The organism is Aerococcus christensenii, assembly GCF_001543105.1.
Classification (GTDB): domain Bacteria; phylum Bacillota; class Bacilli; order Lactobacillales; family Aerococcaceae; genus Aerococcus; species Aerococcus christensenii.
In genome coordinates this window covers 893,596-916,839 of record NZ_CP014159.1, presented here as the reverse complement: position 1 = coordinate 916,839, position 23,244 = coordinate 893,596, and the positions used below count along the sequence as shown (strand labels likewise).

The 23,244-nt window shown below is 38.7% G+C and carries 26 protein-coding genes; 5 read left to right on the top strand and 21 right to left on the bottom strand.

Annotated features, from left to right (window positions below):
• Nucleotides 1-84: 84 nt before the first annotated feature.
• The 11 genes from AWM71_RS04315 to AWM71_RS04265 form a co-directional block, all read right to left on the bottom strand.
• Nucleotides 85-1,503 (bottom strand): UDP-N-acetylmuramoyl-tripeptide--D-alanyl-D-alanine ligase, encoded by a 1,419-nt coding sequence (locus tag AWM71_RS04315; RefSeq protein WP_236701105.1) that lies wholly within the window; start codon nt 1,501-1,503, stop codon nt 85-87.
• Nucleotides 1,469-2,548 carry a D-alanine--D-alanine ligase gene (locus AWM71_RS04310; RefSeq protein ID WP_060776809.1) on the bottom strand — a complete coding sequence of 360 codons (1,080 nt, stop codon included), beginning with the start codon at nt 2,546-2,548 and terminating at the stop codon, nt 1,469-1,471. Before AWM71_RS04310 ends, AWM71_RS04315 begins: the two co-directional genes overlap by 35 nt.
• Before the next feature lie 2 nt (nt 2,549-2,550).
• Entirely contained in the window at nt 2,551-3,336 is a 786-nt protein-coding gene (locus AWM71_RS04305) for a hypothetical protein (RefSeq protein ID WP_060776808.1), read from the bottom strand.
• 140 nt (nt 3,337-3,476) lie between these two features.
• The gene (locus AWM71_RS04300) at nt 3,477-4,184 is read right to left on the bottom strand and encodes a class A sortase (RefSeq protein ID WP_060776807.1); all 708 of its coding nucleotides are present in this window, start codon (nt 4,182-4,184) and stop codon (nt 3,477-3,479) included.
• A gap of 154 nt (nt 4,185-4,338) precedes the next feature.
• Nucleotides 4,339-4,587 (bottom strand): type B 50S ribosomal protein L31, encoded by a 249-nt coding sequence (locus AWM71_RS04295; RefSeq protein WP_060776806.1) that lies wholly within the window; start codon nt 4,585-4,587, stop codon nt 4,339-4,341.
• 124 nt (nt 4,588-4,711) lie between these two features.
• Complete coding sequence (locus tag AWM71_RS04290) at nt 4,712-5,014, bottom strand: type 1 periplasmic-binding domain-containing protein (protein ID WP_060776805.1); 303 nt, start codon at nt 5,012-5,014, stop codon at nt 4,712-4,714.
• A 170-nt stretch (nt 5,015-5,184) separates the two neighbouring features.
• A complete protein-coding gene (locus tag AWM71_RS04285; RefSeq protein WP_060776804.1) occupies nt 5,185-5,400 on the bottom strand; it encodes a LacI family DNA-binding transcriptional regulator in 216 nt (71 codons plus the stop codon).
• Between the two features lie 139 nt (nt 5,401-5,539).
• The gene (gene rho / locus AWM71_RS04280; RefSeq protein WP_060776803.1) at nt 5,540-6,835 is read right to left on the bottom strand and encodes a transcription termination factor Rho; all 1,296 of its coding nucleotides are present in this window, start codon (nt 6,833-6,835) and stop codon (nt 5,540-5,542) included.
• A gap of 25 nt (nt 6,836-6,860) precedes the next feature.
• Nucleotides 6,861-8,120: a UDP-N-acetylglucosamine 1-carboxyvinyltransferase gene (locus tag AWM71_RS04275; RefSeq protein WP_060776802.1), complete on the bottom strand. Its 1,260-nt coding sequence runs from the start codon at nt 8,118-8,120 to the stop codon at nt 6,861-6,863.
• A gap of 303 nt (nt 8,121-8,423) precedes the next feature.
• On the bottom strand, nt 8,424-9,005 hold the full coding sequence (gene rpoE / locus AWM71_RS04270) for a DNA-directed RNA polymerase subunit delta (protein WP_231723607.1): 582 nt from the start codon (nt 9,003-9,005) through the stop codon (nt 8,424-8,426).
• Nucleotides 9,006-9,060: 55 nt separating this feature from the next.
• A complete protein-coding gene (locus tag AWM71_RS04265; RefSeq protein WP_060776801.1) occupies nt 9,061-9,504 on the bottom strand; it encodes a DUF1934 family protein in 444 nt (147 codons plus the stop codon).
• Nucleotides 9,505-9,603: 99 nt separating this feature from the next.
• Here AWM71_RS04265 and AWM71_RS04260 point away from each other — a divergent pair, with 99 nt between their 5' ends.
• Together AWM71_RS04260 and AWM71_RS04255 are read left to right on the top strand one after the other, a co-directional pair.
• Complete coding sequence (locus tag AWM71_RS04260) at nt 9,604-10,461, top strand: lipoate--protein ligase family protein (protein WP_060776800.1); 858 nt, start codon at nt 9,604-9,606, stop codon at nt 10,459-10,461.
• A 4-nt stretch (nt 10,462-10,465) separates the two neighbouring features.
• Nucleotides 10,466-11,851 (top strand): HD domain-containing protein, encoded by a 1,386-nt coding sequence (locus AWM71_RS04255; protein ID WP_060776799.1) that lies wholly within the window; start codon nt 10,466-10,468, stop codon nt 11,849-11,851.
• Between the two features lie 94 nt (nt 11,852-11,945).
• On the opposite strand, the gene AWM71_RS04250 is transcribed toward AWM71_RS04255, so the two are convergent.
• Together AWM71_RS04250 and AWM71_RS07915 are read right to left on the bottom strand one after the other, a co-directional pair.
• Complete coding sequence (locus AWM71_RS04250) at nt 11,946-13,097, bottom strand: pyridoxal phosphate-dependent aminotransferase (RefSeq protein WP_060776798.1); 1,152 nt, start codon at nt 13,095-13,097, stop codon at nt 11,946-11,948.
• Between the two features lie 230 nt (nt 13,098-13,327).
• On the bottom strand, nt 13,328-14,476 hold the full coding sequence (locus AWM71_RS07915) for an InlB B-repeat-containing protein (RefSeq protein ID WP_201783949.1): 1,149 nt from the start codon (nt 14,474-14,476) through the stop codon (nt 13,328-13,330).
• 590 nt (nt 14,477-15,066) lie between these two features.
• Here AWM71_RS07915 and AWM71_RS04240 point away from each other — a divergent pair.
• Nucleotides 15,067-16,041: a hypothetical protein gene (locus tag AWM71_RS04240; protein ID WP_060776797.1), complete on the top strand. Its 975-nt coding sequence runs from the start codon at nt 15,067-15,069 to the stop codon at nt 16,039-16,041.
• On the top strand, nt 16,041-17,150 hold the full coding sequence (locus AWM71_RS04235; RefSeq protein WP_060776796.1) for an NAD(P)/FAD-dependent oxidoreductase: 1,110 nt from the start codon (nt 16,041-16,043) through the stop codon (nt 17,148-17,150). Before AWM71_RS04240 ends, AWM71_RS04235 begins: the two co-directional genes overlap by 1 nt.
• A 50-nt stretch (nt 17,151-17,200) precedes the next feature.
• Here the strand turns inward: AWM71_RS04235 and mscL are convergent, their stop codons facing one another.
• The 5 genes from mscL to AWM71_RS04210 form a co-directional block, all read right to left on the bottom strand.
• Complete coding sequence (mscL, locus tag AWM71_RS04230) at nt 17,201-17,572, bottom strand: large conductance mechanosensitive channel protein MscL (protein ID WP_060776795.1); 372 nt, start codon at nt 17,570-17,572, stop codon at nt 17,201-17,203.
• 73 nt (nt 17,573-17,645) lie between these two features.
• Nucleotides 17,646-18,545 (bottom strand): 16S rRNA (cytidine(1402)-2'-O)-methyltransferase, encoded by a 900-nt coding sequence (gene rsmI, locus AWM71_RS04225; RefSeq protein ID WP_060776794.1) that lies wholly within the window; start codon nt 18,543-18,545, stop codon nt 17,646-17,648.
• Nucleotides 18,546-18,547: 2 nt separating this feature from the next.
• Entirely contained in the window at nt 18,548-18,868 is a 321-nt protein-coding gene (locus AWM71_RS04220) for a GIY-YIG nuclease family protein (protein ID WP_060776793.1), read from the bottom strand.
• Nucleotides 18,865-19,671 carry a tRNA1(Val) (adenine(37)-N6)-methyltransferase gene (locus tag AWM71_RS04215; RefSeq protein WP_231723609.1) on the bottom strand — a complete coding sequence of 269 codons (807 nt, stop codon included), beginning with the start codon at nt 19,669-19,671 and terminating at the stop codon, nt 18,865-18,867. Before AWM71_RS04215 ends, AWM71_RS04220 begins: the two co-directional genes overlap by 4 nt.
• Nucleotides 19,629-19,988, bottom strand: a complete 360-nt coding sequence (locus tag AWM71_RS04210; RefSeq protein WP_060776791.1) for a DNA replication initiation control protein YabA — start codon at nt 19,986-19,988, stop codon at nt 19,629-19,631. The genes AWM71_RS04215 and AWM71_RS04210 overlap by 43 nt, the downstream gene beginning before the upstream one ends.
• A gap of 176 nt (nt 19,989-20,164) precedes the next feature.
• On the opposite strand from AWM71_RS04210, the gene AWM71_RS04205 reads away from it, so the two are divergent.
• A complete protein-coding gene (locus AWM71_RS04205) occupies nt 20,165-20,968 on the top strand; it encodes a GNAT family N-acetyltransferase (protein WP_060776790.1) in 804 nt (267 codons plus the stop codon).
• A 7-nt stretch (nt 20,969-20,975) separates the two neighbouring features.
• Here AWM71_RS04205 and holB read toward each other — a convergent pair whose 3' ends face one another.
• The 3 genes from holB to recR are packed head-to-tail and all read right to left on the bottom strand — an operon-like array spanning nt 20,976 to nt 23,241.
• The gene (holB, locus tag AWM71_RS04200; protein WP_060776789.1) at nt 20,976-21,974 is read right to left on the bottom strand and encodes a DNA polymerase III subunit delta'; all 999 of its coding nucleotides are present in this window, start codon (nt 21,972-21,974) and stop codon (nt 20,976-20,978) included.
• A 5-nt stretch (nt 21,975-21,979) separates the two neighbouring features.
• Nucleotides 21,980-22,630 (bottom strand): dTMP kinase, encoded by a 651-nt coding sequence (tmk, locus tag AWM71_RS04195; RefSeq protein ID WP_060776788.1) that lies wholly within the window; start codon nt 22,628-22,630, stop codon nt 21,980-21,982.
• A 14-nt stretch (nt 22,631-22,644) separates the two neighbouring features.
• The gene (gene recR / locus AWM71_RS04190) at nt 22,645-23,241 is read right to left on the bottom strand and encodes a recombination mediator RecR (RefSeq protein WP_060776787.1); all 597 of its coding nucleotides are present in this window, start codon (nt 23,239-23,241) and stop codon (nt 22,645-22,647) included.
• Nucleotides 23,242-23,244: the final 3 nt, after the last annotated feature.

Below are 23,244 nucleotides of genomic sequence, written 5' to 3'. Positions count from 1 at the left end.
CTAGATCGTTTATCCTTTTCTATGATTCCGTACTCAGTATAACACTAAAAGCCTTCTAAAAGCGACTCTAACGCATTCACTTCTTTAGAGTGTATGGCTTTCTTGACTTAAATCATCGACGACTTCTTGTAGTCCTACACTATGACTAGCCTTGAGTAAAATTTGATCTTGCTCTTGAATATGCTCTTTCAAAGTCGTTATCAAGGCCTGTTTATCCTCTTCAAAATAATAAAGATTTTCTTCGGGATAACCTTGTTTAAGCAAGGCGTCCTTTAATGGTCGAATTTCTTGGCCTAATAAGTAGACTTCCGCCACTTGCTCTTTAGTAATTTCTTGGCTGATAGAGGCATGCATTTCTGCACTATATTCTCCTAGTTCAAGCATGTCACCCAAAACCAAGATTTTTCGACTATCAGCTCCCTCTTTCGGCAAACGAACAAAATTATGAACGACTGCTCGCATCGCACTCGGATTCGCATTGTAAGTGTCGTTAAAGAGCTGACAATTCTTTATTCCCTTTAGCCATTGATTACGTTGAGAAGACATTTCAAAATGACAAATAGTATCTTTAACTTGTTCAACGGCAACTCCTTGACTATAGGCTACTCCACAGGCCATCAAAGCATTTTTCACATTATAATCTCCAATAACAGGAATCGTTAACATTAATTGGGGGGAAAGATTGGTAGTAAAAGAAGTCGATAAAACTTCTCGAGTAATATTTTGGGCATAGAGGTCAAACGAATCGTCTAACCCTACTCGAATTTTATGGAAGTCCGTTCTTTCTTTCACTCTTTCCTCAATAAGCGGTTCATCTCCTGGATAGATAAAAGTACCTTCAGGTTTTAACCCCTCTAAAATTTCTAACTTCGCCTTTGCAATATTTTCGCGAGAGCCTAAAAATTCAATGTGACTTTCTCCAATTAAAGTAATAATAGCCACATCTAAAGGACAAATAGAAACTAAGTGACGAATCTCGCCAAAGCCTTGCATTCCCATTTCAACCACTAGATAATCGGTATCTTCTGGCATGGTTAAAATCGTGTAAGGCACACCGATTTCATTGTTGAAATTTTCTTTTGTCTTGTGCACATTAAAAGCAGCGCTTAATCCCGCAGCCGTCATATCTTTTGTGGTCGTCTTTCCAGCGCTTCCTGTAATTCCCACTACTTTAGGATGAATCAATTGAAGATAATATTTAGCTAGATTGCAAAAAGCCTGATAGGTATCTTCAACTTGAATAACAGGAATAGTGGTAGGGGCATCCTCTGGAGCATTGGCCCAAAAAGTTGCCGCAGCTCCTCTTTGAATAGCATCTTCAACAAAGTCATGCCCATCACGCTGTGCCTTTAATGGAATAAACAAGGCGCCCGGTTCAACATCCTTTGAATTAAAAGCTACGGAAGAGATCTTCTCATCTCTCGCCGTTGAAGTATAATCCAAAGCGCCAACCGCGCGAACAATTTCCTTAATAGCTAACGGTTTCATTTTCTGTTTGATCATTTTTTAATCCTCGATAGGTTTCATAACGTTCCAAAGCTAAAGTAATCAATTCTTCTAAAAGTTGATCATAAGGTTTTCCTGTTGCTTCCCACAATAAAGGATACATACTCCATTGAGTAAAGCCTGGCATAGTATTTACTTCATTGATATAAATATCATTATTATAAGTCACAAAGAAATCTACCCGAGTCAATCCGGAAGAATCGATCGCCAGATAGGCCTTCTTTGCATATTCTCGAATTTTATCTGTAATTTCACCAGGTAAGTCAGCTGGAATGCCTAATTGAACTGTATTGTTGATATATTTTTCTTTGTAATCATAGAATTTTTGAGATTTAAGGATCTCTCCCGGAACAGAAGTTTCTACCTTATCATTTCCTAATACGGCTACTTCTACTTCTCTTGCATCTACTCCTTGTTCTACTAAGACACGACGGTCATAGCGAAAGGCTTCTTCAATCGCAGCAATTAATTCTTCTTGATTTTCTGCCCGATTAATTCCAACGCTTGATCCTAAATTTGCTGGTTTAACAAACATAGGATACACGATTTTCCCTTCAATTCGTGTTAATGTTTTTGCACGTTCCTGTTTCCAATCAAAAATCGTTAACGGGGTAAAAGGAACCTGCGGAATCTGAGCTTCTTGGAAAAGATGTTTTGAAATAATTTTGTCCATTCCAACAGCGCTAGCTAAAACGCCTGCTCCGATATAAGGAATATGTAAGCTTTCAAATAAGCCTTGAATCTTCCCATCTTCCCCATTTGGTCCATGTAAAGCTGGAAAAGCTATCTTGCCTTCACATAACACTTGACTTGGATTAACTTCTTCAGAATGCGTTGCTCTCGTGCCATCAAAATCCAAACGAATATCTTCTTGAGGAGCTGCCGTAATAGACGCACCACAGAACCATTTCCCTTCATGGGTAATATATACAGGTGTCACTTGATATTTTTCATAATTAATATGTCGAATAATTGATTGTGCAGTTAGAATGGATACTTCATGCTCAGCACTTTGTCCGCCATAGAGTAAGACAATTTCCATAATTAACCTCCAAAAATAGCATTGCTAGAGTGATCGCTTAAAACCCACTCTCCTTGACGAGAGTAAGTAATGGTAGCCATTAATTTTGCATGCGTTAATTGACGCATTGTTTCATCCACTTGATCTTCCGCTAAATAAACAGGAATATGCATCCCCGTTTTATCGGTTGCATAGGCCTGCGAAAAATCAAAAATAACGCCTTCGTACAAAAGATGCAAGAGAGATTTTATAAAATCCACACTCGGCTCTTGAATCTTCTGCTTAGGCATCGCCACTTGATTCAAGAAAAAAATGGATCTTTTCTCGGGACGTCGTTGTAACTGAAGACACCGCTTAAACGATAAAGCAAGCTGATAATAAAACTCATTAATATAACGATAGTAAATTTTTACCAATTGGTTTTCCATTGGTAAGCAAACATAATTATTTTGCAATTTATAAAAGAAAGGGGAATGCCAATGCCGATTAGCATGTGCCAAATAAAGCATCTCTGCAATTTCACCAGGCGTCAATTGATGAAATAATTCTTGCGAATCATAATCCACCCACTTCACCGTTGGGAGCGGTAAAAATTCTTGACTATTAATGAAATCACCCACACTTTTTTCGCCTCGAATAACTTCAAAACGTGTGTAATCATCAAAAGATCCTTGTGCTTTAGCTCCTGACAACAACACAATATTTCTAGGCAGCTTTTTCATGGCTTTGGTTAAGAATTTAAGACCCACCCCTCGCGTTGTCACATGATTACTTGTTGGATCAAGCAAGACATACAGATAGTTTGACATCAAAAAGCTCCCTCCTTCATATACTTTACTATTCTACCAAACTTTAAGTCTAAACGAAAATCTTTTTATAAAAGGTTTTTAGATTCTTTACCTTTTCCATAAAAAAACTTTCTTCTCAAAGAATGAAGAGAGTCTCCTTCTTATTTAAAATAATCTAATATTTCTTTAGGTGCTTCCCCAATTGGCATCTTATCGACCAATCGTCCTTGTACAATATAACGTTGAGCAGTAGATGTGGACTCCCCACACGTCACTAAAGTCACTATAGGTTCTTTCCATTTCATCTCTACTAAATCCACTCGTGAAGGATCTGTATACTCTGCAAAATACGTTTCATATACATAGATCGTATCCAAGTCCGTAAGATAGATCATGTCCCCCTTTTTCGTATTGCCAACCATCGGAGACAGTAAAAGGCCAGGAGCGATAGCGTCCATATTGTGGCTGGCTAAAGGATAGTTATTCTTTCCCATTTGCTGATCTGGATAAAAAGTCCCCGCTCCACTCAATAGAACAGCTTCGCTTAATCCATTCATCACAGAAACCGAGATCTTTTGTTCAGGCATCGCTAAAGCTCCAATAACTTGAACATTATCGTGCCCCTCCCGAATTCGTTTGCGCGCAGCATCAACCATTTCCGGTGTCACCATCGTTACCTGATTAGGATCATAGTTAGCAGATTTATCCGCCTGATTAGCTTCAATATCTTCACGTCTTAACCTCGTAATCGAAAATTCTCTTTGGTTCAAATAGACTTGAATAGCCGGTACATAATGCCAAATTACGCAAGCTAAACCAACAACAATTAAAGCTATTCCAAAAAGACGTCTCCAATCTATTTTTTTCATGGTTTTCCTCCGTTATTACTTCATTTTTATTTTATTATTGCCTACCCCTACTCATTTATCAAGAGTATTACACTATAAGAATTTATAAAAAGCACTTTTCCAAAGGAAAAGTGCTTTGATTGCTTGTATACAATAAATCGTTTTACCAAGCCAATTATTTGGCAAAGCCATATTTCTTGTTGAAACGATCCACACGTCCGTCGGCTTGCGTGAATTTTTGACGGCCTGTATAGAAAGGATGAGAATCTGAAGAAATTTCTACACGGATAAGTGGGTAGGTGTTTCCGTCTTCCCATTCAATAGTCTCAGCAGAAGTCTTAGTTGACCCTGATAAGAACTTATAGCCAGTTGAAGTATCCATAAACACAACTTTTTGGTAATCTGGATGAATGCCTTGTTTCATAGCGTATATACTCTCCTTTGCGCCCTGAGTTTTAAATTCCCAGAGATTATTTTTACATAACGGAGCTATTTTAGCACACATTTTTTTAGACTTCAAGATTTTTTATTTTATTTTCTAAAAGTCCTTAAAAAAAGGTCCTCTTCATGATTCGATTTATAAACTTCATCGCCATATAGCGTTCATATCTAGGGCTGACCGCTTGAATAGACCCCGTAAAATGAATCACTTGCTGATAACCTTTTTCAACAATCAATTGAGCTAACTCTTCTGTTCGCATTAAATTGTCTGATTGAACAACCAGCCAAGAACTTTGTTTTAATGATCGATCTAAAAGAGTAACAGGAAAAGAACGATTAATTAAAAGATCATAATCTGAAATGTCCGATAAGACAGGCTGTAAAATTAAAGCATCAATGTTATACTTCAAAAGGCTTTGAATAGCCCTTCTTTCCTCTCTTTTTAAATTCTAATAATTCAAAAAGAGTAATTGATAATCAGTTTCCTTCAATTCATCAAACATCGCTTGAATAACATAAGCGGTATAGAGAGTTCCAATATCTGCTACAACCACTCCTATTAAGTTTGAGCGATCAGATTTTAATAATTGAGCTTGTCTATTCGGATAATAGCCTTTTGAATTTTTGACTTCGTCTCTGTACTCATTTTCCCATAGTTTCCATTAATATAACGAGAAATAATAGTTTTAGAGACTCCTACAACTTGTGCTACATCTTTTATAGTGACTGTCTTTCCCACGACATCACACCTTTCTGTCGATGGTTTCGCTGTAGGCGCTTCCAAAAAAGCAGTCAACCAGTTATCCTATTTTTTGATTTTATTTTTAAAAATAATTCCTTTTTGCTCAAATTTTTCCAAAAAAATAGAGTTGATACGTGCTCAACTCTATTTTTTGAAAATTTTAACTAAAAAACTATACACTCGCCGAATGCGCTTATTTTTTTCCCTTCTTGACTAAAATCTTTTCTATCAATTCTTGATTAGAGACTATACTCTCAAAAGTCATCAAAAGTTGTCGTGTGTCTTCTTTCAAATTTCCTGTCATTAATTGGCGCAAATTATATGCAGCTTCCAAAGTTTGAGTATCTAACAAAAGATCTTCTTTTCGCGTTCCGGACTTATTAACATCAATAGCTGGAAAAATACGACTTTGAGCAAGAGATCGGTCTAAATGAAGTTCCATATTACCCGTTCCTTTAAATTCTTCATAAATAACTTCATCTGCTTTTGAATCGGTTTGAATCAGCGCAGTCGCTAAAATCGTTAGACTCCCTCCTCCTTCAATATTCCGTGCAGAGCCAAAAATCTTTTTAGGTCCATTTAAAGCCACAGGATCCAGCCCGCCAGACATAGTACGTCCAGATGGAGGCTCTACATTATTGTAAGCACGAACCAATCGCGTCAAGGAATCTATCAAAACTACAACATCTTGCTTATCTTCAACCAATCTTTTAGCCCGTTCGATCACTAACTCTGCAACCTGAATGTGATTCCTAGGATGTTGATCAAAAGTCGAAGCCACAACTTCTGCCTGCACATTCCGTTCAAAATCAGTAACTTCTTCTGGGCGCTCATCAATGAGGAGAACAATGAGCACTACTTCCGGATAGTTAGTTGCAATCGCATTGGCTACTTGCTTCAATAATACAGTTTTCCCTGCTTTAGGTGGAGCGGCAATTAAGCCTCTTTGACCAAAACCGATAGGAGATAACAAATCAATCATACGAAGAGAAAGCTTATCCGCATCCGTTTCTAATTTCATTAAGCGATCAGGATAAATAGGCGTTAAAGCTGGAAAATGGTCCCTTTCTTTGGCTAATTCAGGATCTTTGCCATTGACCGTAGCAATCTGTAATAAGCCATTTCTTCTCTCCCGCTCTTTTGGTGGACGAGCTAAGCCTTTTATCAAATCTCCATTCCGAAGTCCAAATCGGTTAATCTGTGTCGAAGAAATATAAATATCTTCTTGACTCGCAGAATAATTAATAGGGTACAAGAACCCAAATTCTGGACCTGTGATATCTAATACCCCTTCCACTGGAAAATAACCCTTGCTTTCCCCTTGCGCACGAACAACCGCTAAAGAAAGTTCCTTTTTAGTCATTTTAGAATAATTGGGAATTTTGTACTGACGGGCGTAGGTATAAATTTGTTTTAGCGTTTGTTCTGATAAGCTGGCTAAGGTGACAACTTCATCCTTTTCATAAGTTTTACCTTCTTTTTTTGCCATTCTCTCTATCCTTTCGCTCGTTTAATTATTCTTCTACTAATTGAATTTTAGCTCCTAGCTTTTGTAATTTTCCACAAATGTTATCATAACCTCTTAGAATATGTTCTGCTCCATAAAGTTCCGTCGTGCCTTCTGCATAAAGTGCCGCATTAATCAAACAAGCGCCTGCTCTTAGATCAGAGGCCTTTACTCTCGCGCCCGTTAACTTCTTAGCTCCCTTAATATAGATCGTATCATCAATCACTTCAATATCTGCACCCATGCGTCTCAATTCTGGGACATGTTTGACACGTTTAGGATAAATAGTATCTTCAATACTTCCACTTCCTACCGAAGAGATGAGGAGAGGGGTTATAGGTTGTTGGAGATCTGTTGCAAAACCAGGATAGGCCATTGTCTTTATGTTTACCATCTTAAGATCTCCTTGCCGAGGATGAACATAAATTTTGTCTTCAAAGATATCCATCTTGACACTCATTTCGCCCATTTTAGCGACTAGGCCTTCGATATGTTCAAAAATAACATTTTTAACACAAACCCCTTCACCAATCAAAGCTGCTGCCGCTAAATAAGTTCCTGCTTCAATACGATCAGGAATAATTTGATGGCTAACCCCATGTAAATGTTCTACGCCTTCAATTCGAATAGTAGAAGTTCCCACGCCTTTTATGTTCGCTCCCATTTTATTTAAAAAGCTCGCAACATCGATAATTTCTGGTTCTCTTGCTGCATTTTCAATAATAGTCGTTCCCTTGGCTTTCACTGCAGCTAACATGATATTAATGGTAGCGCCTACACTCACAATATCCAAATAAATTTCTGCCCCATGAAGTCCGTTAGGGGTAGAGAGATGAATAGCTCCATCCTTTGTTTCTACTTTTGCGCCTAAAGCTTCAAAGCCTTTAATATGTAGGTCAATTGGACGTGGGCCCAAAGAACATCCTCCAGGGAGTCCCACAACGCCTTCTCCATATTTAGCCAACAAAGCGCCCATAAAATAATAAGAAGCGCGTAAACTATGAATTTTCCCTTCAGGCATAGGAATATTCTCCATGTTGGATGGGTCAATTTTTAGAAGATTTCCTTCGAACTCTGTCTTCACATTGAAGTCTTGCAAAATAGCAATTAAAGCATCGACATCATCAATAGCAGGAACTCCTTCCAAAGTAAGAGGAGAATCAGCCAGTACAGCTGCCGGAATCAAAGCTACTGTACTGTTTTTTGCACCACTAACAACAACTTCTCCTCTTAATGGATGATTGCCCTCAATAATAAAGTTTTTCATGTAACGATTAGGTTCCTTTCAAAATACTTACTCCCAAGATTGCCGAGTATGACTTACCGAATGTCATTCAATATTATAACATAAGGCCTTTTTTTGTCCTACTTTCAATCAATTAATCAGCTTATTATACCTAAAAAAAGAAGAGATAACCACTAGACTTGCATAGTAAGGAAGAATTATTACAATCTCCTTAAGAATTAGGACAACTTTCTTCCCACCAAAAACGAAAAAGCTACATCTTAATGATGCAGCTCGCTTCTTTGAATACTTACACAGGAAACATAGACATCCTTATGTTCTCTTTTAGAAGTCGTCTTCACTGGATTCTTCTAAGTCGTCTTCACTAATAATAGTAAGATCTCCTTCTAAGCCATCCTCTAAAGCTTCTTCAGGAGCGTCATCGCCTAATTCTTCAAGATCCATTTTGTAATCTTTTAATTCATTATCTTCTTCATCATCGCTATCCTCATCCATAGCTTCTCTACCTTCGTTATAATCTTCGTCGTAGTCATCATCGTTGTAATCAATCATGTCCTCGTTAAACGCATTTGCTTTCTTACGACGTTTCGCCTTATGTTGAGCTTTTAAATCATCATCATCGATAGAGGCTACGATAGCTTCGTTAATCGCATCAATCGCATACCAAGCTCTGAGTCCCCATCTATTTTCACCTAACGAAATAAAACTTCCATCTGTATTCAATTCTGTATAAAAAGTTACCATCTGCTCAGCAATTTGATCATCACTTAAACTTAAATAATTTTGAATTTCAGCTAATAAGTCATTAAAATCATATACTTGATTACTTTCTGCCAAAATTTCATAAGCGACTTCAATCATTGATAACTCATTTTTATTTTGATGATCTAGACGTGCTAAATTCACTCCACCGTCATCCTTTCAAAAAATCTTTATTCTCTATAAAGGTACTCTACCTATTCTACACTACTTCACGCCAATATTGCAATTCTAATTGATACTTCCCAATGGCTTTCTTATAGGGATCCGATAAATCATATTGGCAAACTACCCTTCCTTGTCCTTCGTCCCCCTCTACTTCCAAAGCATTTAATCGACTTTGCAAGGCTAATTGTCCAACCCCAGCTAAAGCGTAAGTAAAGGTCTGATCTTTCCCTAAAACCAATGGTAATTTTAATTTCCCCATATTATTACTTCGAACAATTTCTGCAGATTGCTTGTCTTTAGCTAATTTCATCCGAATGTCATGTTTCCCACTCGCATCTTCCATTTCAAAAGTCAAAAAAATAGCTTGCTCATGGATATAAATCGTTCCAAGGCTTGAAAAAGGAATCACTTCTTGTTCCTCATCTTGACGAATCTGATTTTTCCCTACTATTTTAACACGTTCTTTAATAACTTCCATTCTTTCCTCCTTGTCTCATGGCAAAATCCTTCCCTTTCTACACGTGTTTCTTCTCACTTTATGCTATACTTATGTACGAATATTATAAGGAGGTTGCTCATGCTTTTTCAAGATTATTTTACACCCTTTAAAACGCTAGAGGTGGGAGAAATTACTGCCCATTATTCCCACTTAACACCCCATCTTCCTTTTGCCATTGATGATTACCTATTAACCGCTATGAATAAAAGAGACATTCCTTATCGCCTCATTCTTCACACTTGGCCTACAGATCCAGAAATTATTTTAGGCATGCAAGATACCCGCTTACCTTCTCTCCCTATCGCCTTAGAGTGGCTAAAACAAAATACCCCCTATCAAGTAGTTGTTAGACCGGCTGGCGGATTAGCTGTTATTAGTGAGCCAGGCGTAGTGAACTATACCTTATTAATGCTTCCAGGCAAAAAACGGCCAACTATAGATGAGGCTTATCAACTTATGGTAGATCTCTTTCAAACACTCCTCAAGCCTTTCGGTCAAATTCTTACTCCAGGTGAAGTCACCCATTCTTATTGCCCAGGGAAATTTGATGTATCTCTCAACGGCAAAAAAATTGCCGGCATTGCACAAAGACGAATCGGACAAGCAATCGGTATCTATATTTATCTCTCTCTAAACGGCGATCAAACCTTTCGCGGGCAAACTGTTCAAACCTTTTATAAGCTCGGTCGAAGCGACCAGGTAGAAAACTCTCCTTATCCACAAATTTTCCCGGACTCCATGTCCAATCTAGGAGACACTATTCCTTCTCTTGCCCAAAGTGACGCAGTGACAGAAGGACTCCTCTCTATTCTTGATAAAGAAGTGAACCACACCATTACGAGTATTGATTTAAACAGCTTGAGTAAAGAGGGCATCCAAACTCAGTTATCTCGCATGAATAAGAGAAATGAACGTCTCTTCCCTGAAAGGTTGTGATTTTATGACATTAGTAACTCCTATCCCTCGTGATCGCGAAAAAGTTTTTCGAGACCCGGTGCACGGACATATTCATATCCAAGATTCCATTATTCTCGACCTCATTAATACTCGCGAATTTCAACGTTTGCGTCGAATTAATCAACTTGGAACAACGAGCTTTACTTTCCACGGAGCCGTCCATAATCGTTTTGCGCATTGTTTAGGCGTCTATGAAATCGCTCGGCGGATCGCGGATATGTTCAATTATTCTTACCCAAATCAAATGCCTGGAGATGGTTTATGGGACAATAAAGAACGTCTCGTCCTTATCTGCTCCGCCCTCCTTCACGATGTCGGTCACGGGGCTTTTTCCCATACCTTTGAAAAGTTATTCGACACAGACCATGAAGCCATCACGCGTCAACTGATCACTTCTCCAGATACTGAAATTAACCGAATTTTACTCCAAGTATCGCCCGATTTTCCCAATAAAGTCGCTGCAGTGATTAATCATACTTACTCCAATCCACAAGTCGTTCAATTGATTTCCAGTCAATGTGATGCAGATCGAATGGACTACCTCTTAAGAGATTCCTATTTTACAGGTGTCCATTACGGGAACTTCGATATTAACCGGATTCTTCGGGTCATGCGTCCTTATCAAGGCGGCATCATTTTCGACTATGCAGGCATGCATGCCATTGAAGACTATCTCGTTAGTCGGTATCAAATGTACATGCAAGTTTACTTCCATCCCGTTTCTCGCGCCATGGAAATGATCCTCCACTCTCTGCTTAAAAGAGCCAAGGATCTCTATGAAAAAAATCCCTCTTATTTCCAAATGTCGTCTCCTTTCCTTATACCTTTTCTCAAAGACGAATGGGGCTTAGAAGATTACTTAAGATTAGATGATGGCGTTATGCGCACTTACTTCCAACAGTGGTTAGCGACAAGTGACGACGCAATCCTCACTGATCTCGCTAATCGCTTTATTAATCGGAAACCTTTTAAATCCGTTACCTATTCTTCTAAGGATCAAGTGGAAGCTTTACAAGAAATTACGCAAGAAATTGAATCCCTCGGTTACGATAGTAAATACTACATTCTCACGAATTCTTCTTACGATCTTCCCTACGACTTGTATGATCCTAACAAAAAGAACCCTCGCACTCAAATTGAATTATTGGAAAGAGATGGACATATCGTTGAACTTTCAAAAGCTAGCCAACTGATTCGAGCGTTGACTGGTCAAGAACTTGGCGATGAACGCCTTTACTTCCCTAATGAACTTTATTACGGAAAAAATCATGACCATATCAACTTATTTGCTCCCACTCTCGACGCCATTCACGCCATGACCAAAACCGGGAAATTAGTGGACAGTCCCAAAAAGGACTCTCCTTCTTAACAAAAAAACTCTCAAAGTTCTTGAATTCCTTCCAAAAAGTAGTTCATTCCTAAATAGAAGGGATACTTCAAGTCCTTAGAGAGCTTTTTCTATTTTACAAATTTTTTATGAATTTTCTTAAACGTTCTAAGCCTTCTTGAATGGAAGCATAGGAAGAAGCATATGAAAAGCGAACATATCCTTTTCCGTAATCGCCTCCAAATGCTCTTCCAGGAATCACCCCTATTTTAGCCTTGTTCGCTAAATCAAGAGCGAATTGGTGATCATCATCTTGATACAGTTCAGGAACTTTCATAAAAAGATAAAAAGCACCAGAAGGGCGAATAAATTCTATCCCCATTGCTGGCAGTTCCCGAAGTAAAAGCTCTCTTCTTCGGCTAAATTCATCCCTATAAGCCAAAACAACATCATCGCATCTTTCGTAAGCAGCGATCGCCCCATACTGTTCAGGAGTAGACACACAGGTCACTAAAGCCTGATGCCCCACAATTCCCTTACCTACATAATCATCTGGCAAATGAATAAACCCAATCCGAGCGCCTGTCATCGCATAAGACTTAGACGGGCCATTAAGATAAAGCGTTTGCTCTGGAATTTCATTAAAAATGGAATAATGAGGCGAGTCATAAGAAAGGCTAGAATAAATTTCATCGCTTACCACATAAATTTTATGCCGCTTAATCACGGCAGCTAGGGCTTTTATTTCTTCTTCTGTATAAGTGTTACCAATGGGATTGTTAGGATAATTTAATAAGACCAGCTTTGTTTCTGGATGTTTTTTTAAATTTTTTTCTAGCAATTCAGGGGTCAACTGATAATGGGTTTGACTTGTATCTATCCTAACAGGGATTCCTCCTCTTAGAGAGATAATCGTTTCATACAATCCAAAAAAGGGCGCAGGAACCAGCACCTTATCTCCATGATTCAAGAAAATATCCATCCCCACATTTAAGGCTTCCGTAACTCCATTGGTAATAATAATATTTTCAGGTTTTAAATTTAACGCTTGATTTCGTTGAAAATACTCAGAAATAACTTCTCTTAAAGCCAGAAGTCCTTGAGAAGGGGCATAGTGCGTTTGATTCCTATCCATCGCGTCTTTAACAGCAACTTTTACCGCTTGGGGAACATTCAAATCGGGTTCTCCAATCGTAAAAGGCAACAAACCTTCTACTTTAGCAAAAGCTTCTGCGTACTCTCTAATCGCCGATGGTTCAATAGCGGTATAACGTTGATTTCCATTCATTCTCTGACTCCTCCTATTCTTTAACTGTTAAGGTATTTAATGCAAAATTTTAGCATATTCCTTTTCTTTTTTCAATATTATTTTGTAAATAAGAAATACAGAGCTCCTAACTCGTGAAAGATAAGATAACAAATTTCTGTGTGCTATAGCTTTCTCCCAACGAAAAAGATGACTCCCTATTCAACTGAGATCATCTTTAGCTAATTGACTTCTTCTTTTAATACTGACAATCACTTCGGCAATTTCGATTCGTTCTTCTTTTGGCGATCTCCTACGCTGACAAATCCTGCCATGAAAAATCCTAACGCAGACAGTAAGAGCACCCCCATGCTAGATGCTCCCGTGTTCGGTAATTTTTCATGTAACGGCTTAGATTGAAGAAGCGGTTGCTCTCTATTTTCCGTTTTCTCTTGCTCTACAGGTGTCTTTCTCCGCAACGTTTTCGGCTCTTGTTGTGGCTTCGGTGTTGGGATTGGAGCGGGTGTTGGCTCAGGTTTCGGCTTTGGTGGTTGCTTTTTCTTAACATCCACGGTGACAGACTTCGTTACACTCGCCATCCCGCTATCGGTTACCTTAAACGTTACTGTATAGACACCAGGTTTTGTCGTATCAAACCCACTCGTATTAACAACTTGAACCTTGTCTTTTAAGTCATGATCCTCCGCATCTGCGGCAGAAACGACAAGGCTCTTCAAATCCAAAGTATCACCCTCTGTAATAGTTTTATTCTGCAGTGTAAGAGTCGGTGCTTGATTCAGAACCATTGCGTTTAAACTGTATATAGCATAAACGGTCATATCGCTTTTAACTTCGGTCGCATTCGTAAATATTTTATTCTTATCTTTACCCGTCTGATCCGTACTCCACGCTTTGAACGTATAGCCTTTTTTCGTAGGATCAGTTGGCATAGCCTGACCTGCAACACTCTTATCCGCAATGCTTTTACCCTCTTTTACCCGCGCAGAAGCATAATTGTTATCATCGCCATTTACAAAGGTAACCTTGAATACCTTAGTTTTTGGAACAATCTTGTAGGTAAAATTTGAAATACCAAGTATTCTAAACTTGTTGTCAATCATATCGTAAAACAGGCACTGACCTTCAAGTGTGTCAGATTTTATTGCTATATATTTTCCTTCTTTATTCTTCTTAAAGTAAGATGACTGATCAATTGGTACAGGAGTGTCATTTTCTTTGAATCCTTCCGCTACACTAATACTCTGATTCTTGCTGCCGTTCTTAATTTTAATAGGCCTTTTGTACTCTTCTCCAACTTCGATAGTGAACGTTCCAGGATTCTGATTGTCAAATACAGAATCGCCTTTTTTGGGATTATTGGATGGGGCAAAGTTGTACTTCGCTAGACTGTCCTTGAGCACAATTTCCTTGATCTTATTGCCTTGGAACGCAACACTTCCAATGCCGCAAGGTAATACGGCTTATCATCGTTCTCATGTTCTTTGCCGTTGATGTCAATCACGCCTTCAAAAACCACTTTTTCAATTTCGTTAGCGAGAAAATCGCCTGTATGCACCGAGATTACACTCTTTGGAATCGTCACTGTTCCTTTGATCTTATTCCAACCAAATGCGCCATACTCAATTATCTTAAGCGACTAGCGATCTTCTTTTTGATTGTTTATACGTCCCTCTTGGGTAAAGCGACTATGTAACACCATGCCATCCTTTTTGTTTACTATCCATCTATTTGAAAAAAATTAAATTCAAGCGATACGACTTACTTTTTTAGCCTGTTCTTGAATTAATCAATGGCCATACGTGTTCCTCAAATCATCCTTTGCTATCACCTCACAAGAAAACCGCTCATTCCCATGCTTTTATACGGCTCGTTTTTGCAAACAACCAATAAACAGCTATGGTCTCTGAATGATAGACATTATGTTTCTACAAAGTAGATATTTGAACAAAAATCCAGTAAAATAGACTTAGTATTCAAAAGGAGTATCATTATGTCAAATTTTTGGAACCGATTAAAAAAAGGAGTTTCTACTGAATTATCCACACCCTCAGAAAAAAACTTTTCTAAAGAAAAACAACTCTATCAGGAAAATCAAACGATCGCTAAAAAATTAGAGTCCCCTTGGCAAGAATATTTTTTCGCCTGCCAAGCTTATCTTTATACAGAAGCTGGGCCTCAATTGCTGATCGAACAAGAACTTCAAAAACTCCTTCATCGCCTATCTGAAGGACAAGTGCAGAATTTGCTACCTAAATACATGTTCCATGCAGACGCTTCCTCGTACGGTCGTCAAATTTTGCAGCATTGCCAAATTCCTAGGATCCACGACACCCCTACTCTTTATCGCGATTATCTTATTCTCTTCTTAGTGACTGTTTTTAGTATTGACTCTATCTATCTCTTCACTATGGGATGGCTAAATTATTCTTCCTTTACAGCAGGATTAAATATGCCTGTAGCTATTAGCTTACTGGGTTTAATTTTGGAACTCTTATTGGTCATCATACTTGTTTTTTTTGTTTTTCAATTCACGCGTCAAAGCTATTATGGGTTGCACTGGTACAAACGATTTAACTGGTGCTATTTACTGCTAATAGGTCTCTTATTGTTTCTGATCGCGATCGTCCCTTACTTTTCTTTGTATTATAATATTTTCATTATCCGTTTCCCTGTTTGGCTTGTTTGGGCGATGCTCTTAACTGGTCTTTTGCCTCATCGGATTCTCCCTTATTTAGGGATTGACACGCACTTAGATCGATGGCTCACTCAAGTTTCTTCACCTAATAAACTATCTCTTAGAGAAGAGAACTCTACTTATGCAAAAAATCCTCTATTTTCTCACCCAAAAACCTCTCTGCGGCAAACAATCCTCCACATGCCCCTTATTAATCGTAAAAATTACCGGAAAACGGCTAAAAAAGAAAAAACATCCCAACAAATCGTTCAAAAGAAGGAGAAACACTGATGAAAATCGCTGTTATCGGAGGAGGAATTGTCGGCTCTGTCGCCGCTTTCTATCTCACTCAAAATCAACAATATACAGTCACCCTCTATGATGATGGTCATGGACAAGCAACCAAAGCTTCAGCAGGAATTATTTGTCCGTGGTTCTCTAAACGTCGAAATAAAGCATGGTACCGATTGGCGAATGCGGGAGCTCACTTCTACCCGCAATTAATGAAAGATCTTCAAAAGACTGGCACTACCAGTAAAGCCTATCAATCACGCCCAACTTGGCTTCTCAAAAGGCGTCCCCAACTCATTGATGATCTTATCGCTTTAGCAACCCAACGAAAAGCAAACGCTCCTCTTATCGGTAAAATAAAGAAATTATCTCCTACTCAACAAACCGCTATTCTATCTGACTGGCACTACCCCCATGATATTATTGCTATTGAATCAGGTGCTGCTGTTATTGATGGTGAAATGCTCTGTCAAGATCTTCTTCGCGCCAGCTTCTCCAACGGTTTAATCTACCATCCTACAAAAGCTGTCATCGACAAAATATCTGCTCAATCGATCACTGTTCAAGGAGAGTCTTTTGATCGTGTCCTATTAGCGGCTGGGGCTTGGTTGGGAGACTTGCTAACCCCTCACCACTTCAAAGTAGATGTTCACCCACAAAAAGGGCAGTTAGCTGTATATCGAACCACAACTTCCCATTCTTGGCCTTTAATTATGCCAGAAGGGGAAACAGATATCATTCCTCATCAAAATAATCTGCTTTATCTGGGTGCCACGCATGAAAATGACCAAGATTTTGATCAACACGTTCAGCCTGAAGCCTTATCTGAAATTTTTAACACAATGTCTCACCTTTTTCCTCACTTTCTCTTAAACAACTATGTGGAAATAAAAGTAGGGACGCGTGCTTATACTCGCGATTTTTCTCCATTCTATGGTCCTGTTCCCGAATTTCCTCATCTCTTCGTCGCCTCTGGTTTAGGTTCAAGCGGCCTCACTACAGGCCCACTTATTGGTCATGAGTTAGCGCACTTAATTACTCAAAACACTCTTTCTATGGACTGGACAGATTATGATCCTAAAAATTATATTCAAAAAATTTTAGAATAATACAAAAAAGCAGGTAGTCCTTAATCATTACCTGCTTTTTTGTGCTCAAATTATTTATTTTTTAATAAATCCCGAATTTCAGTCAGTAAAACTTCTTCTTGACTCGGTTTAAGCGCTTCCACTGTGGATTCTTCAAGTTTCTTAAAGCGACTCGTCACTTTGATAATAAGAAATAAGACTAAAGAAATTACTAAGAAAGAGATCACTGCATTGATAAAATTTCCAATTCCAAAAGTCGCCCCAGCTAAAACTAGCTTATAGCCTGACAAATCAATATTTCCCATAATAACGCCAATGAGGGGCGTGATTAAATCTTTAACAATTGAATTGACAATTGCTGTAAAAGCAGTCCCCATAACAACACCGATAGCTAAATCGACCACGTTGCCACGTGCCATAAACTCCTTAAATTCTTTTAACATTATATTCCCCCATTCTATTATTTTCCATGTATTACCATTAGATAAAGGGAACCCCCTTATATCTTAACATTATCTAATTTGATTTATTCAATTCATGATAGGCGCAATAGACTTCTTGTTTTTTTAGCTGAGTCTGTTTAGCGACTTTTTTTATGGCTTCTTTAGTCGTTAAGTCTTCTTTTTTCATCCACCAATCTACTTGTTCTTTTAAAGAGAGATGATCCAAGGAAGATTGAATCATCTTATCCTTTGTCGTTGGGTGAGGATTTCCTGCCACATAGAAAGAAATTTCGCCTTTAATTTGAGACTGTTCTTCAAAATATGCTACCAATTCCTCTAAACTTCCACGATTAAATTCCTCGTATTGTTTGGTCAACTCTCTAACTACCACCGCTTGTCGCTCAGAGCCATACACTGTTTGACAATCTTTTAAAGTTTGGAGTAAACGAAAAGGAGATTCATAAAACATCATTGTAGCTTCTGAATTTTGAAAAGTCTCTAATCGTTCCAACCGCTCTTTTTGTTTTCTCGGTAGGAAGCCTATAAAAGTAAAACAGTCTGCTTTCAGGCCACTTGCGATTAGTCCTGTTAAGCTAGCATTAGCTCCAGGCAAAGGAATCACTGTCATTCCTTCTTGACAACACCTAGCCACTAATTCACTCCCTGGATCTGAAATAACAGGCATCCCCGCATCACTCACTTGTGCAATTTTCTTGCCTTCAGATATCAGAGCTAAAATTTCAGGAATCCGTTCTTCTGTATTATATTTATGAAAGCTCTTTTGGGGAGTCTTAATTTGAAAATGATTCAATAACTTCTGAGTGTGGCGCGTATCTTCTGCTAAAATCAGGTCGCAATCTTTTAAACATTGCACCGCGCGGAAGGTCATATCCTCTAAATTGCCAATAGGGGTAGGCACTAGATAGAGTCTCCCTTCATCTGATAGTTGCTGATAACTTTTTTGCTGATACACCCTTACTCCTCCTCATCTTTCCAGGTATCCACTCTTTTATATTTAGGAGTAACCCCAAATCCTTGGACTCCTTCTGCTTTTAAACGCGCTTCTTTTTCTTTTCTAGAAAGTTGCTTAAAGCGATATTCTGCTTTCATAGCTAAGGTCTTCGTGGCATATGAAGCAGAATAAATCATTCGACAAGGTCTTCGATAAGCTGGGCGCGTATATTTTGCTCCGTTTCCTGTTTGATGCTCTCGCTCACGTCGTTCAAGGTCACTCGTATAGCCTGTATATAAAGTGCCATCTGCGCACACTAAAACATACATATAATATCGTTTCATCGACAAGTCCCATCTAAATAACCCTGAACTTCTAGACTATAACTGCCGTCTTCTTGATAAACATACAAAGGCGGGAGAATATCTAATCCTTTTTCTTTTCCATTTTTAATAAAATCTATTAAGACCATATTCGATGACTTGTTGGGCTTAGGATAAACCAACCGAATCCGCTTAGGCACTAAATGATACTTACTTCCATTCACAATTAATTCTGTCAAACGTTCCGGTCGATGGACAACGCATAATCTTCCCCTATCTTTTAACAAATAAAAAGCCTTGGCAAAAATATCTTCCAATGTCATGGTCAGTTCATGACGTGCCAACGCTTTCTTGTCATTCGGATTAATCCAAGAATCAGGATAGACCTTAAAATAGGGGGGATTACAAGTAATCAAATCCATACTTTCTCTTTGAAAATAGTTTTCAATAACACGGATGTTTGCCGTTATTATCTGAATTTGTTCGCCTAATCCATTGAGCTGAACGGACCTCCTAGACATATCTGCTAAATCTTCTTGAATTTCGACTCCAAAAATAGGCGCTGCTGTCCACGAAGACAACAACAGTGGAAGTGCTCCGTTTCCAGAACAAAAATCGACAATTTTCTGTTTGGACCTTCGTCTCACCCGTGCAAAATAAGCCAGAAACAAAGTATCCGTAGATAAAGCAAATGTATCATCACTTTGAATAATTTGGCGGTCAAATTGAATCATTTGGTCAATCCGCTCATTTTCTCGTTTTAATAATGAACTTTCTTTTTCTATGATCTTTTCTCCTCCATACCATACAAAATGTCTAAGCAAAACATACACTGCTCAGCATTTTCACGCCTTTGTCCGTAAGAAATATTACAGATATGATAGCCATCTTCATAAATATTGAGTAAATTTTGTAAAGCAGGAGACCGTAATTGGGAAGAAGATCCTTCCCCCTTTTCTTCCCCTTCTTCATTGTTTAACTGATTCACACGCTCGCGTAAATAGTGATTTTCCATCTGTAAGTCTTGATTTTTGACTAGCACTTGTCCCCAGATATCAATTAATTCATCCATTTCTTGACGCATATGATCGAGTTGCTCACTCAAAAGACTTAATCGCTTTGCCAAATCCTTGGTATCCATCTTATCATTCCTTAAAAAATTATATGCACCGCATCTTAAACTCAAATCTTATTCTAACATATTTCAATTTGAACGAGTAGCTTCCTATTAAAACTTTATTTTCCTATTAAAAAATGTCTTGTTCCCACTTCCAAAGAAGCTTATTCTATAACAAGAAAGATAGGAGTGAATTTTTAATGATAGATTTTTCAATGATCCATCATGATTTAAGTCATTACGAAGATAATGACCTTTACGAATTTCTAGGGAACCAACATACCCCACATGTGATCAATCAGAATTTTTTTCAATTACACTTTACCCCTACTTGTGAGGAGTGGTTCTTATTAGAAGAACAGTTTATGGATTACGCAGAAGAACTGCATCTTAAAAATATAGCTATTCATCTTCCTATGTCGACCGGCATTGATCAAGACCTTCTTGATTACTTAGAAGAAGCCCATTACGTTTTAGCCATCTCTTCTTTGATGATCTTACGCCCCAAAGATTATCAACAGCCGTCTACTTTTTATACTCCCATCCAGCTTTCAAGGGTATCCAACACACAAGACCAACAGGACTTTCTAGATTTCCAAGTTCTCTTCGATCGCACGCAAGGGAGCGCGTATACCCAAGAAATGCAAGCTATCTATAAGGAACGTTTTCAAAAGAAAACTATTATTTCTTATTTTTGTAGAGACTCCCGCTCCAAACAAATCTTAGCGACGGTTCAAATTATTCAATCCAAAGATTACTTAGAAATTGATCATCTGACCGTTGCACCTGCTTATCGAAGAAAAGGATTAGCTAAAACGATCCTCCATCAGCTCTTTCAACAAGCAAATACTCAAAATAAACAACTCATCCTAGTGACCGATACCGACAGCATCGCTGAAAAACTTTACCTTTCTTTAGGCTTTCATTCTGTCGGTTTCCATTTGGAATTTTCTCGAGCTCTGACTCCAGATTTCACCCAACAATTTCTTCTAGAAGAAGAATAAAGAGCTTTTAGTTTTTAATCGCAAAAGCTTTCAAAACTAAATTTTCTAAAACGGCTTGTGGACTCACATGACTCTTTAACATCCGCTGAGCTTTGGGAAGCAATTGAATGAGCTGAAGGATATTTTCTTCTCGATACCTTTGAATAGTTTGAAGGTAGTTATCATAGTGATTCGCTTGAATTAAATGGGCTTGTGCGTCTTCTCCTTGAGCTGCAACTAACAGCATATCTCTTAAAAAAAGTCCCATCAATTGAAGTAACTGACTGATCTCTTCACGTTTCTTTGTCAATTTCATCCAATCTGTAGTCACCATAATAAAGGCTCGAGGATCCTTCCGTAAAATAAGGGGGAGCCAAGTTTGAAGCAATTGCAAGCTTTTATTGAAGATTTCGTCTTCATTCAAAGCTTTTGCTTTTTCAACGTCATAACTCATATGACTTAAAATCAAAGCTCTTTCCTGACCTATTCCCTCTTCCATCAAAACTTGTACCTGCTTTTCCAAAGACAAGGGCACGAAATGTAAGATCTGACAACGTGACTGGATCGTTGGCAAAATCGCTTCTCTTTGACAGGTCAAAAGGAAAATATATACGGAGGCATGCGGCTCTTCTAAAAATTTTAGTAAACTATTAGCGGCTTGAACCGTCATTTTTTCCGCTTGCTCAATCACAAATACGCGTTGATTGCCTTCCATCCCCGTTAAACTTAGATCTCGTTTCAAATCACGGATCTGATCGATCTTAATGGTACTCTCTTCACTGGTCATCCACTCCAAATCCCCATAATCTCTCTGGAGAATACGCTGACAAATCGGACACTCTCCACAAGGGCTTTGCTCGCTCATGCAAAAAACACCTGCAGCCAAAAACAGAGCCATCTCTTCCTGTCCAGCTTCTTTAGCGCCTTCTAAAAGATAGGCATGTGCTAATTTATCCGCTTGAAGAACTCTCCGCATGGCGTGAGCAAGGAAGGGTTGCTTTTTTAAAATAGAAAACTGCTCATTCATACTCTCTAATCCTTTAATTTAAAATACGTAGGGTACCGCTGATAAAGAGCTTCTAAAGCCTGCTGAAGCATTTCTTGCGGGCTTTTTTGGGCATCAATAGCTATTATTCGATCAGGATACCGTCGCAAAAGTTCTTGATAACCTTCTACCACTCGGTGATGGAAAGCCATGGATTCTCGATCTAAACGGTTATTTTCCTGACTCCTGTATTCAGTAATCCGGCGAATTCCCTCTTCTGCTGGTAAATCACAGTACAAGGTCAGATCAGCTTGTAAGCCTTCAGTTGCAAATTGATTCAATTCTAAAACCTCATCTCCTCCAATTTGCCTGCCATAGCCTTGATAAGCAAAAGAAGAGTCAACGAAACGATCACAGAGAACAAAAGAGCCAGCCTCTAAAGCGGGTAAAATTTTCCCCACCAAATGCTGTCTACGACTAGCGGCATACAACAAAGCTTCTGCTCGTTTATCCATCGCCGTATTCGCTGTATCTAAAATAATTGATCGAATCTGTTCAGCAATCGCTTCCCCACCGGGTTCCCGACTAAAAACTAAGGGGCACCGTAAATTTCCTTGAAGTTTTTCCATAAGTCCTTCAATAAGTGTGGTTTTCCCTGCTCCATCTGGCCCTTCTACTGTAATAAATACTCCTCGCATACGATTCTTCCTTCCTACACTTGCCGTCTCCCATCAATCGCCCGTTGTAAGGTCATCTCGTCAGCATATTCAATATCGCTCCCCACAGATAACCCATAGGCTAACCGCGTCACTTTAATCCCCGCCGGTTTAATGAGGCGAGCAAGATAAGTCGCTGTAGCCTCGCCTTCAGCCGTAGCATTTGTGGCTAGAATTACTTCTTGAATCGTCGAATCCTGTAAACGCGTCAACAAAGAACGAATGTTTAAATCCTCAGGTCCTGTTCCTTCAATAGGGGAAAGGACACCATGTAAGACATGATATCGGCCGTGATAATTACGCATTCTCTCCATGGCCATCACGTCTTGAGTATCTTCTACTACCATAATCTCACTGGCGTTTCGACTTGTATCTTGGCAAATCCAACAAGGATCTTCATCCGTGACATTGCCACATTGAGAACAATACCTCATTTTTTCTTTCACTGCCTTCAAAGCCTGGGCGAAATCTTTCACTTGTTCATCTGGCATTGTTAGAACATAAAAGGCTAACCGAGCTGCCGTCTTAGCTCCTATCCCTGGTAAATATTTAAAGCTCTCAATTAACCGCGCAATCGGTTCAGGATATTGCATAGA